This is a genomic window from Bacteroidia bacterium (assembly GCA_027493955.1).
Taxonomy (GTDB): domain Bacteria; phylum Bacteroidota; class Ignavibacteria; order SZUA-365; family SZUA-365; genus JAOSJT01.
Genome location: JAOSJT010000001.1, coordinates 21084 through 33112 on the forward strand (window position 1 = coordinate 21084; position 12029 = coordinate 33112).

Consider the following 12029-nt stretch of genomic DNA (forward strand, 5'->3'; position numbering starts at 1 on the left):
CGGTATGGAAGAATTGCTCACACGTGAAGACCTTGAAGCGGCAGCGGAGCGCATCCGTCCCTTCGTTCATCGCACTCCCGTACTGACCTGCTCCGCTATCGATGCGCTGTGTGACGCGTCGCTGTTTTTTAAATGCGAAAACTTCCAGAAAGTGGGTGCTTTCAAGTTTCGCGGAGCGACCAATGCCGTGCGTACACTCGGTGATGCGGAGGCGCGGCACGGTGTCGCCACGCATTCTTCGGGCAATCACGCTGCCGCACTGGCGCTTGCCGCGCGCATGCGGGGAATTCCGGCGTACATTGTCATGCCCGAAAATGCCCCGGCGATAAAGAAGGCCGCCGTCGCGGGCTACGGAGCGCATATCACCTACTGCGCGCCGACCTTGCAGGCCCGCGAGGAAACGCTCGGAGAAGTATTGGCCGCAACCGGCGCGGCAGAAGTCCATCCGTACAACGACCTTCGTGTCATTGCCGGACAGTCCACCGCCGCGTGCGAACTGCTGGAGGACGTTCCGCAGCTCGACACCGTCATGACGCCCGTCGGGGGTGGCGGCCTGCTCAGCGGGAGCGCACTCGCGGCCTTTCATTTTTCCCCTGCCTCCTCCGTGATTGCCGCGGAGCCGGAGGGCGCCGACGACGCGGCCCGAAGCTTCCGGGCCGGGCATATCATTCCCTCCGTGCAGCCGAAGACCATTGCAGACGGTCTGCTCACGTCGCTCGGATCCCATACCTTTGCGATCATTTCCCGCTATGTCCGTGATATCGTCACCGTGGACGACAAGGCCATTATCGCGGCCATGCGCCTGGTGTGGGAGCGCATGAAAATCGTCATCGAGCCGTCTGCCGCTGTACCGCTCGCAGCTGTTCTGCAGGGTATGGTCGACACAGCCGGCAAACGTATTGGCATCATTTTCTCAGGCGGCAACTGCGATCTCGATCACCTGCCCTGGGCGGACAAGCGCGCAGGGGCACTATGACGTCTGCATACGACGCCCTGTTTCTGGATGCGGACGACACCATCCTCGACTATCCCGCCGCGGAGCGCGCGGCCTTTACCGCCACCGTCGCCGCCTTTGGACTGCCTGCCGGCGATCTCTGCTATCACGCTTACCGGAAGCACAACTCGGCCGTATGGAGCGCGTTCGAACAGGGAGGTATCAGCGCGGACGCCTTGAAAGTGGAGCGCTTTCGTCGCCTGCTGGAGGAGTGCGGTGTTCATGACGGAGATCCCGCGGCGATGAGCGCGCACTACCTCGAGGTGCTGGCGGAGCAGACGCACATGCTACCCGGAGCCGAACCTGCCCTCCGGGTGCTCGCACAGAACTGGCCGCTCGTGCTCGTGACAAACGGACTCAGTGCAGTGCAGCGACGCCGCTTTGCACTTTCCGGAATAGACCGGCACTTCCGCATGATCCTGATTTCGGAAGAACTGGGGATTGCCAAACCCGATCCGGCCATTTTCGCACCCGCAATGGATGCCCTCGGACTCGATGTCTCACGCGTCCTGTTCATCGGCGACAGCGTCAGCAGCGATATGCCTGCCGCCGCCAATGCCGGAATGGACTTCTGTTGGATCAACCCCGACCGGCTCGATCATCCGGAGAGTTTTTCTCCCCGATATATCATCGGCTCCCTTGCGGATCTTCCCGACCTTTTACAGCGGCAGGCGGTGACAAATGACAAAGGATAAAAACATCCTCATTATTGGTGCCTCGCGCGGCATCGGCGCCGCGGTGCTGGAAGAGTATGCGCGCAGCGGTGCGCATATCTACGCCGCCTCACGTGATACGGCGGCGCTGGATGCCGTCGCGGAACGAAGCGGCACGCAAGGTACTGCGATGCGGACGGCCGCCTGCGACGTCGCGCAACCCGATCAGATCCGGAAAGTCGTGGAAATGGGGAAGGACTTCCTCGGCCGCATCGACGTATTTCTGTACAACGCGGGTGTGGGAGGTCCCGCCTGGATGCGGAATTTCAGCGCCCAGGATACGGAGCGGGTGTTCGCGGTCAACTTTCACGGTCTCGCGGTGGCGCTCGAATGCGCCATTCCGTTGCTGCGCGAACAGGGAGGGGGTGTGTTCGCAGGTGTCGGCAGCCTGGCGGACGTACGCGGGTATCCAGGGACGGCGGCGTATTGCGCGTCGAAAGCCGCGGCGGCCATTCTCCTCGAATCCGCACGCGTGGAGCTGCGTCCCCTCGGAATTCACGTGCTCACCGTGCGTCCCGGTTTCGTGCGCACTGCGATGACGGCGATGAATGAATTTCACATGCCCTTCATGCTTGAACCCGAACGCGCGGCCCGTATCATCATCCGCGGCATCGCCCGCCGCAAAAGCGTCATTCAGTTCCCCTGGCAGATCGCGCTTGCCACCCGTATTATCCGCATCCTGCCGAATGCCTTGTTCGACATGACGGCACGAAAAGCCCGTACGGGGAAGTCGTGAATCGTGAATCGTGAAACGTGAATCGTGAATCGTGAATCGTGAATCGTGAATCGTGAATCGTGAAACGTGAATCGTGAATCGTTAAACGTTTAACGTTTAACGTTTAACGTTTAACGGCACATCCATTTGCTTCTCACGCCGTTTTTCCCTACATTAAATTCTCCGGGGCAGTAGCTCAGTTGGGAGAGCGCTACATTCGCATTGTAGAGGTCGAGGGTTCGACTCCCTTCTGCTCCACAACACTGGTTGAACGTTCTGGTTGATCAAAAGTGAAAACACTCCGCATACTTACGGGATCACGAAAGACACCAGCGCCGGACACAACACTGTAAGTGCATCACACTGGTGCACTTTTTTTATGCAATCCGTCGCTGACATCCTCAACACACTGCTGCGCTGGGCTCCGTCCGAGCTCGCCTGGGAGAAGGACAACATCGGCCTCCTTGTGGGATCGCCACGGGCCAGGGTGACACGCGTCCTTGTCTGCCTTGACATCACCGAACATGTGATCGCCGAAGCCGTTGATCGGGGCGCGGACCTCATCGTGGCGCATCATCCCGTGATCTTCCGTCCCCTCTACGCCCTTCGCACCGATAATCCGCAGGGACGCATGCTCGGCGCGCTGTTGCGCAACGGAATCGCCGTTATCGCGATGCATACCAACGCCGACGCCGCGCCGAACGGACTGAATCATGCTCTCGCCGCCCGGCTGGATCTCGTGAATCAGCGTCCGCTCGAGCCCGCACGCGACCAGATGCGGCGCGTCGAGTTCCGTCTCACGGCGGAGCAGGCAGATGCGGATATGCTCGGTAGACTTCTGAAGGACGAGGACATCGAATCCTGGTATACGCAGCACACCCTGGAGGGAACGTTGTTGCTCGTCGTGGACGGGCAAAAAAATGCCGTCAGCCGTGTGCGCGATCTCGTGAACGAGGCATTCGGCGCTGCCGTGCTCTCGCAGCGTAGCTTTGTGCAGGAACGTACGCACCCCGCGGCCGGAATCGGGATCGTCGGCGACCTTCCCGCAGCGATGGAGGCGGATACCTTTCTGGAGTTTGTCAAGCAGCGTCTCGGGTGTGAACGACTGCGCGTCACGCCTGCCATTCAGGGAGCGCAGATTCAGCGTGTAGCCGTGTGCGGCGGGGCGGGATCGTCCTACGTGCGCGCGGCCATCGCCTCAGGAGCACAGTGCTTCGTCACCGGCGACCTCACGCATCATACCTTTCTGGACTATGGCGGAGACATACTTCTCGTGGATGCGGGGCATTTCGAGACGGAGCAGGTGTTCGTGGAACTTTGCGCCAAAGTTCTCGAATCCGCCTCTTTCCAAGACAGTGAAAAAATCTCTATCTTACAAGTTAGAACCAATACGAATCCCGTGCGGTTCGTGTAAATGAACAACAGGAGTCCCCTTGAAAAGCAAGCTTCAATCCTTGTATCTTCTGCAGATTCTCGATACGGAACTTGATGAATTGCGCGAATTGCGCGGCGATCTTCCCGACACCGTCAATCAGATGGAAGAGCAGCTTCGCTTTGTGGAACAACGTATCGAAGAATGCGATGCCGCACTGAAGAAAGGGGCCGTTGACCGCGCGATGAAGGAGCAGGTTTCTCTCGAACTCATCGCCAAGATCGAAAAGTATCGCGGACAGCAGCTCGAAGTGCACAATAACAAGGAATATGATGCGCTGACGCGCGAAATGGAAGTCGCGGAAAATACCATTTCCACCTACGAGGCCGAAATCGAGGCGTATGCCGACCAGGCCGAACAGATCAAAGCCAGCAAGATACAGTTCGAAGGGCAGCGGGAAGTTCTGCTCAAGGAACTCGAAGACAAACGGGAGGAGCTTCGTGAAATCCTCTCGACGACAGCCCAGGAGGAAGAACTGCTGGTAGGCCAGCGCGAAACTGCGCTTGCGAACATCACCGACGACGATTTCGTGCAGTACTCCCGTATCCGTGGTGCGAAAAACGGCAAGGCCGTCGCGCCCATCCGCCGCGGCTCGTGCAGCGGCTGTTATAATATTGTTCCCCCGCAGCGCATCCTGGAAATCAAGAAAAACGACAGGATGTTCATCTGCGAGCATTGCGGCCGCATTCTCGTCTCCGAAGAGATTGCGACCGATACCAAACGCTGAGAGCGGGTCTCATGTCCGTCGGGCAGTCGCCTCTGCTTCGGCAGGGGAGGAAAGTCCGAACTCCGCAGGGCAGGGTGCCGGATAACGTCCGGGCGTCGAAAGGCGACGGAAAGTGCAACAGAAAACATTCCGCCCCGATCCGTCGGGGTAAGGTTGAAATGGTGCGGTAAGAGCGCACCGGCAGTCTGGTAACAGGCTGGCCTGGCAAACCCCACCCGGAGCAAGACCATGTAGGAGTATCGTCTCAGGAGCTGCGTTGCCCGCGCAGTGTCCGCTTCGGCGAACCGGTACTCGGGTAGGTCGCACGAATCCCGCGGTAACGCTGGATCCAGATAGATGGCTGCCTCGTCCCGCCTGGCGGGATAGACAGAATTCGGCTTACAGACGGGCGTGAGACCCCTGATATTAGAAATGAAATTTGAAGAGTTGAGAAAATGTGTATAAATCATATTAAAAAAAGGAACAATTCATGGACGCCAGATGGAGTATCAGGCCCCCCGGGGAACCTGACAAGGTCCGTCGGCTGGTTGAGGAAATTCATGTACCAGAAGTCATCGCATCGATCCTGATTTCTCGAGGGATCGAGGATTACGAGTCCGCAAAGGCGTTTTTCCGCCCTTCCCTCGACCAGCTCCACAACCCCTTCCTCATGCACGACATGGAGAAGGCGGTGCAGCGCGTTGTCGCCGCTCGGGACAAGCAGGAAAATATCCTGGTCTACGGCGATTATGACGTGGATGGGACCAACAGCGCAAGTCTTCTCTTCCTCTTCCTTCGCCGTATCGGTTGTAAAGTCGAGGTCTACATCCCCGACCGCATGAGCGAGGGCTACGGCATTTCCGAAGCGGGTATTGATTACGCGGCGGGCATCGGTACGTCGCTGCTCATTTCCATTGACTGCGGTATCACCGCCGTCACGCAGGTGGAATACGCCAAAACCCGCGAAATAGACGTGATCATCTGCGATCACCACGAACCGGGCCCCGAAATACCCGATGCCTATGCGGTGCTCGATCCGCTCAAACCGAAGGACAGCTACCCCTTCAAGTACCTGTCCGGTGCCGGAGTCGGCTTCAAGCTCATTCAGGGGCTCGCCGAATATTTCTCCGACAGAGAACTGCCCTACGAGTATCTCGATTTCGTCGCCATCGCGGCGGCAGCTGATATCGTGCCCATGGTCGGGGAAAACCGCATCCTCGTGTACTACGGGCTCAAGATTATCAACGAATCACCGCGCGCGGGCATTAAGGCGCTGATGGAGTCGTCCAACCTGCGCTACGGCAATCTCACCGCCCAGCAAATAGTGTTCGTGATGGCGCCGCGCATCAATGCCGTGGGACGCCTCGGGGATGCGACGCGTGCGGTGGAACTGCTGACCTGCGACGAGGAGGGACGCGCGCGCGAATGCGCTCTCATCCTTGAAGAGGAGAACCGCAACCGGCGCGTCATTGATGAAGAAACCTTCAATCATGCGTCACTGGTGGCGGAGCAGTATCTCGACGGCGACGAACGGCGCCCGATCGTCCTGCACGGAGGCGAGTGGCACCCGGGCGTGATCGGCATCGTCGCGTCGCGCCTGGTGGAAAAATTCTACCGGCCCACCGTGCTGCTGACCACGATAGATGGCGTCGCCAAGGGTTCGGCCCGCAGCATTCTGAATTTCAACATTTATGAGGCGCTGCGCCGCTGCGAGCATCTGTTGCTGCAGTTCGGCGGCCATAAGTACGCGGCCGGCCTCGCGCTGGAGATCAGCAAGATCGAGGAATTCCGCGCCTGCTTCAATGCCGTGGCGGAGGAAATGCTGGACGACGACATGCTGACGCATGAAATCGTCGCCGATGCCATGATACGCCTTGCTGATATCACGCCGCGCTTTTTCCGCATTCTCAAACAGTTCGCACCGTTCGGACCGGGCAACATGCGTCCGATTTTCTTTTCCAACGGTGTGGAGGTGTTCGGCTCACCGCGCGTGGTGGGGCGCGACCATCTCAAACTCAAGGTGCGGCAGGACGCCATCGTCTTCGATTGTATCGGATTCGGTCTGGGTTCGAAACTCGGCGGGATCAAGGATACCGGTGCGCTGGTGGATATCCTTTTCACCATTGAGGAAAATTCCTGGAACGGCAACGTTTTCCCGCAGCTCAAGCTGCGCGACATACGGCCGGCGAATACGGAACGTACGCAAAGCGAAATACTTGAACGCGCTCGCGCCATGTACGCGAACGACGGGGTCGCCTGAGGTCGCGACAGCGGGTCGGGTCCTCGCACGATATTCCGTGTCGGTGCGCGGTGCAATGGTTACAATGATACACGTACACAATACAGAGCAATTCTGGAGGATTTCATGTCTGGTCACTCGAAATGGGCCACCATCAAGCGGGCCAAGGGCGCGAAAGATGCCGCACGCGGCAAGCTCTTCGGTCGCATCATCAAGGAAATAACGATTGCCGCGCGCGATGGCGGCGGCGATCCCGACGGCAATCCGCGCCTGCGCCTGGCCATAGACAAGGCGAAGGGCTCGAATATGCCGCAGGACAATATCAAGCGCGCCATTCAGCGCGGCACGGGCGAACTCGAAGGAATGAGTTTCGACGAGATCACCTACGAGGGCTACGGTCCCGGCGGTATCGCCTTTATCGTGGAAACGATTACCGACAACAAAAACCGCACCGTCGCGGAAATCCGCCACCTGTTCTCCAAGAACAACGGCAACCTGGCCGAAAACGGCGCCGTGTCCTGGAAATTCAGCCGCAAAGGCGTCGTCACCATTCCGAAAAAGTACGCCGAGGATGATCTGATGATGATCGCTCTCGACGCCGGAGCGGAGGACATGACCGTGGAAGACGACAGCTTCGAAATCGTCTGCGATCCCGCAAGCTTTGAAGCGGTGAAGACCGCGCTGGAAAGCAACAGCATCGAAATCACCGAAGCCGAAGTGCAGATGGTGCCGCAAAACACCACCAAGGTCGAAGGCAAGGACGCCGAAGGTGTGCTCCGCCTGGTCGAAGCACTCGAAGACCACGACGACGTGCAGAACGTCTACGCCGATTTCGATATCGACGCGGACGTCATGGCATCCATGCAATAGCGAGCCATGCTCATTCTCGGGGTCGATCCGGGTTCGCTGGTCACCGGCTATGGTGTCATCGATGCAAAGGGACGGAAATTCCGTCGTCTGACATCGGGCGTTATCACCATGAAACCCACCGACACCGTACCGATCCGTTTGCGCACCGTATACGACGCGCTGATCGGCATCATCGACACCTGGCATCCCGACGAATTCTGCATCGAGACCGCTTTTTACGGAAAGAACGTCCAATCCACGCTCAAGCTCGGCCACGTCCGCGGCGTGGCCCTGCTTGCCGCTGTGCATCGCGAGCTTGCGATATCGGAGTACTCTCCGCGCGAAGTGAAACGCGCTGTGACCGGATCCGGCGCCGCGGCCAAGCAGCAGGTCGAGTACATGATCAAGGTGCTTCTCAACATCAGCGAAGATTTCAGGCGCTCTGACGAAGCCGACGGCCTGGCACTCGCCGTGTGTCATGCCATGCATTTGCGCACCCCTCGCAGCGGCGGCAACACCTGGGAGGCTTTTATCCGTGAACATCCCGACAGGGTGAAACGATGATAGAATTTCTTCACGGCACATTGGTGGCGAAAGAGCCCGTGTCCGTCGTCATAGACGTGCATGGCATCGGCTTTAGCGTCAGTATTTCGCTTTCCACCTACGACGCCCTTCCCGCTCCCGGGCAGGAGTTGCGCCTGCTCACGCATCTGCACGTGCGCGAAGACGCCATGCAGCTTTTCGGGTTTTCCAATGTCGAAGAGCGCGCGTTATTCCTTCAGCTACAGACCATCAGCGGTATAGGTGCCCGCACCGCGCTGGGCATACTTTCCGGCATCAGTCCCTCCGAACTCCGCAGCCGCGTGCTTTCGGGCGATGTTCCCGCACTCACGCGCATACCCGGCATAGGGAAAAAAACCGCCGAGCGCATCATCGTCGAACTCCGCGACACCTTCTCCCGCAGCTCTTCCGGCCTTTCTGTGGACGGCGGCGCCGCGATGTCCCTCCGCGACGAAGCCCTCCTGGCCCTGCAAGCCCTCGGTTACGCCCGCCAGAACGCCGAAAAGGCCGTCGCCGAAGTGCTGCGCGGCGGATCCGCCACCACCCCCGGCGAAGTGGTGAAGCAGGCGCTGAAAGTGCTGAATGTCTGAAAGTCGTTGATTTATAAGCAGTTAAAATTTTTTCATAAACTCTTGCTTTAAGAAAATCGCTTATGTATATTGTATCTGCATTCACTGTTTCCGTGAGCCGGCCCTAGTCACCTCCTCAGCTTTGGCCGGCTCTTTTTTTGTCCCGCCGTTCCAGTAATCATACAGTATAATATTTAGTACGCCATATTAATCCGCTTCGATCTCTCTGAAACGGCGCAATGAGCATAGCGTTGAGGACAGCTCCTGACTTCGTCAGCGCGGCGCACTGGCACGGATGACCATATCGTTTGCTGGAAATAGCGAAGCCCCTGTCTCGAATCGCCCCGGCATCATGATCTTCAGCACAACAAACTACAGGATTTCAGGCATCGCAGACTCTCTCTGCGTCTTTGCGCCGGGCCCGGAGCGTGGCTTCGCCGGGCCCTGAGCGAAGCCGATGGGACGCTCAGCCACGGTCGAAGGGTTGCGTCTTTGCGTTAATTCACCTTCCCAAGGTACAAAGCGGGCGTTTTATGATCCTCCAACATCAATGAGTCCCGCGTACATCCGCTCCCATCGGTTTCCATCCGCGCACGTATCCTGAAGAATGTGGGCGATTCATGAACCTCCCACATTCGGTGGCAAAGATGGTGTTTTATGAACCACCTATATCAATGAGCCCCGCGTACATCCGCTCCCATTCGTGTCCATCCGCGCACCTGTCCCGGCGCTTGCTCGGCGCCCGCTCATAGCGGTTATGACCGTCACCAACGCGCGATAGAAATTTTTTTTCCCCGCGAGGGAATGTTTTGCCGTTTCATGTGTCATCCATGGTAACCGTACTTCACCGGAGGGCTGCATGAAATTTCTGAGCGCTTGCATCGTACTGCTGGGACTGCTGATCTGCGATCTGTCGGCGCAGAACAAGGCGGTGTTCGATATTGATGACGAAACAACCTTTCAGGACGCGGGCCAGGGAAACGACGCGCTGCGCAAAGGCACCGGCGCGACGACGGACAGGGCCGCGTTGGGTAATGCCTTCACCGCGGCGACGCTGCTGCGTGGGGCGTATTTCACCTTCGGCACGACGGGCGGCAGCTCCGGCTCGCGCCTGGACGACAACTGCCAGCTTACCTACGGGCATCCCTATGCGCTGACTTCTTTCGTCGAGTTTTTCTGGGACGGCGTGTGGCGGAAAGCCGATGTCTTTTTCTCGGGTGACGAGCAGCGCATCGTTCCGGGACAGGACAGCCTACGGCTGGAGCTTCTCAAATCCGGCGTCTGTCACCTGAGCGTCCTCATTCGCCATTCGGCGCAGGACGGTACGCTGAGCATCGAGGCGCAACTGCGGAATCTCGATACCGCGCCGCATCAGGGTGCGCTGGCGATACAGCTCGATCCTGCCCCGGGGTCGTTGGGGCGACGCGGGGTCTTCCTCGCCGGCATTCCCGTGCAGCGCGATACGCTTCTCACCGCAGCCGAACTTTCCGCCGGCCTCTTGCTGTACGAACGCGCGCAGGCGGATGCCAGCGGACTGAAAGCCGCTGTTTCCTGGCCGATGACGGCACCGGATCAGTTGCGCATAGCGAACTGGCAGCCGGCGCTCGGACCGGTGTTCAATCCGGCGGATCCGCGTCCGCGGCAACTCTTCGATGTCGTACTCCGCGCGGAATGGCGGAGCGCCACGCTGCAAGCGTCCGACGCGGTCGATGCCGCGCTCGCGCTCTCCCTGCCGCAACCGGATTTTCCGGCCGGGGCTTTCATGCGTTTCGATCTGCCCACCGCGCTGGAACTGGACAAGGGCGCGCTGTTTCCGAGGGAATTCCCCGTGATGGTCGAAACGTACAATGGTGATACCGCGCCGTTCGACAATGCGAAACTGCGCATCGTCAGCGCGTCGGATATCCTTGCGCCCACAACCTCGCTGTGGGGTGTTGCCGCGGCCGCGAAGGACTTCGGCTATACCAGGGCGACGTTCAGAAGCAACGAGATCTACGAGGAGGAAGTCGTGCCCGTCACCTTCTATTGCGACATGGGAGGAGCTACGCTGGACAGCGTCACGCGCAACGTGTACATTCCCGCGGTGGCGCTCGCGGACACGGGGCTGATCATCGCCGTGGACACGGTGGACACCGGACTTCTGCCGGTGATGACGATGTATTTCGGAATCAACGACGCATGGACGAATGTGCCCGTCACCGCCGTGCGCAAGGAACACGTCTGGCTGTGGGAAAACGGCAACCGCATCCGCGATTTTATTCTGGAGAAGGATGCCAGAAGCGGCGTCAATGCGGTGGATGTCGTGTTCGCGCTGGATGTGACCGGCAGCATGTCGGGTGAAATCGCCGCGGTGCGCGACAACATCCACGCCTTCACCAATGAACTGACGGAGAAGGGCATCAGCTTCCGACTTGGTCTGGTCACCTTTTACGACACGATCGGGGATGTTCTTCCTCTGACGCCCGACGTCTCCGTCTTCCAGAGTTGGGTGGCGAAGCAGGTGGCGAGCGGCGGCGGCGATGCGCCCGAGAATTCGCTCGAAGCTCTCCGCCAGGCCACGCTTATGGACTTCCGCCCTCAAGCCCATCGCCTCATTGTCTGGATCACCGATGAAGACTATCACGAAGGCAATGTGGTGACGCCGCTCACGGTCAAGCAGGTGCTGGAAATGCTCCTGAACAAGGCCATCACCGTGCATGCCATCGGCGCAGTGCATCGCAAGCAGCGTTACGACCGCATCACGGAGCCGACCGGCGGCCTCTTCTTCGATATCAACGGAAATTTCCGTGATATTCTGCTCGATATTTCGCGCTTCAACGTCAGTACGCTGTATCAGCTGCGCTATGTATCCCCGCTTCCGGACACCACCGCACGGCGTGTGGATATCGAAGTGCATTTCGCCGGGAAGGGAGGAGCCGCTTCCTGGCAATCGCCGTCGCCCCCGCAGGTGGCAGCGGAAGGTGTTCTCGAATGCTATCCCAACCCCTTCAATCCCGCCGTGACCCTGCTGCTCCGCAATGCCGCCGGCAGCAGCGGTTGGCTGTCCGTCATGGACGGCAACGGCCGGGAGGTGGAGCGCTTCGCTGTGGACGGCCTGCGCGACGAGTACCGCTTCGTCTGGGACGTGCGTGACCGCGGCGCCGCGCCGCGCGCGTCCGGCGTGTATTTCATCCATACGCAATTGCGACGGGAAGGCGGCCCCTGGGTGCGCGGTACCGCCAGCGTCGTGTACACCAAATAGAGGAAGGAGG

Annotated in this window: 10 protein-coding genes, 1 tRNA gene and 1 other RNA gene; all 12 read left to right on the top strand. The window is 59.3% G+C overall.

The genetic code is table 11. The features are described from left to right. Positions 1 to 4 precede the first annotated feature (4 nt). The 12 genes from M5R41_00090 (at position 5) to M5R41_00145 (ending at position 12019) form a co-directional block, all read left to right on the top strand. Positions 5 to 976 carry a pyridoxal-phosphate dependent enzyme gene (locus tag M5R41_00090; protein MCZ7554786.1) on the top strand — a complete coding sequence of 324 codons (972 nt, stop codon included), beginning with the start codon at positions 5 to 7 and terminating at the stop codon, positions 974 to 976. Beyond that, positions 973 to 1689 (top strand): YjjG family noncanonical pyrimidine nucleotidase, encoded by a 717-nt coding sequence (locus tag M5R41_00095; GenBank protein ID MCZ7554787.1) that lies wholly within the window; start codon positions 973 to 975, stop codon positions 1687 to 1689. Before M5R41_00090 ends, M5R41_00095 begins: the two co-directional genes overlap by 4 nt. Then, positions 1676 to 2443, top strand: a complete 768-nt coding sequence (locus M5R41_00100; GenBank protein ID MCZ7554788.1) for an SDR family NAD(P)-dependent oxidoreductase — start codon at positions 1676 to 1678, stop codon at positions 2441 to 2443. Before M5R41_00095 ends, M5R41_00100 begins: the two co-directional genes overlap by 14 nt. A gap of 164 nt (positions 2444 to 2607) precedes the next feature. Next, a tRNA-Ala gene (locus M5R41_00105) sits at positions 2608 to 2680 on the top strand. Positions 2681 to 2801: 121 nt separating this feature from the next. Next, complete coding sequence (locus M5R41_00110; protein MCZ7554789.1) at positions 2802 to 3836, top strand: Nif3-like dinuclear metal center hexameric protein; 1035 nt, start codon at positions 2802 to 2804, stop codon at positions 3834 to 3836. A 19-nt stretch (positions 3837 to 3855) separates the two neighbouring features. Then, positions 3856 to 4581, top strand: a complete 726-nt coding sequence (locus M5R41_00115; GenBank protein MCZ7554790.1) for a C4-type zinc ribbon domain-containing protein — start codon at positions 3856 to 3858, stop codon at positions 4579 to 4581. A gap of 10 nt (positions 4582 to 4591) precedes the next feature. Then, positions 4592 to 4978: RNase P RNA component class A (gene rnpB, locus M5R41_00120), an RNA gene on the top strand. Between the two features lie 72 nt (positions 4979 to 5050). Further along, on the top strand, positions 5051 to 6820 hold the full coding sequence (gene recJ, locus M5R41_00125) for a single-stranded-DNA-specific exonuclease RecJ (protein ID MCZ7554791.1): 1770 nt from the start codon (positions 5051 to 5053) through the stop codon (positions 6818 to 6820). A gap of 105 nt (positions 6821 to 6925) precedes the next feature. Beyond that, the gene (locus M5R41_00130) at positions 6926 to 7669 is read left to right on the top strand and encodes a YebC/PmpR family DNA-binding transcriptional regulator (GenBank protein MCZ7554792.1); all 744 of its coding nucleotides are present in this window, start codon (positions 6926 to 6928) and stop codon (positions 7667 to 7669) included. Positions 7670 to 7675: 6 nt separating this feature from the next. Next, positions 7676 to 8212 (top strand): crossover junction endodeoxyribonuclease RuvC, encoded by a 537-nt coding sequence (gene ruvC, locus M5R41_00135; GenBank protein MCZ7554793.1) that lies wholly within the window; start codon positions 7676 to 7678, stop codon positions 8210 to 8212. Beyond that, positions 8209 to 8799 carry a Holliday junction branch migration protein RuvA gene (gene ruvA, locus M5R41_00140; protein MCZ7554794.1) on the top strand — a complete coding sequence of 197 codons (591 nt, stop codon included), beginning with the start codon at positions 8209 to 8211 and terminating at the stop codon, positions 8797 to 8799. The genes ruvC and ruvA overlap by 4 nt, the downstream gene beginning before the upstream one ends. An 838-nt stretch (positions 8800 to 9637) precedes the next feature. After that, the gene (locus M5R41_00145) at positions 9638 to 12019 is read left to right on the top strand and encodes a VWA domain-containing protein (protein ID MCZ7554795.1); all 2382 of its coding nucleotides are present in this window, start codon (positions 9638 to 9640) and stop codon (positions 12017 to 12019) included. Positions 12020 to 12029 lie beyond the last annotated feature (10 nt).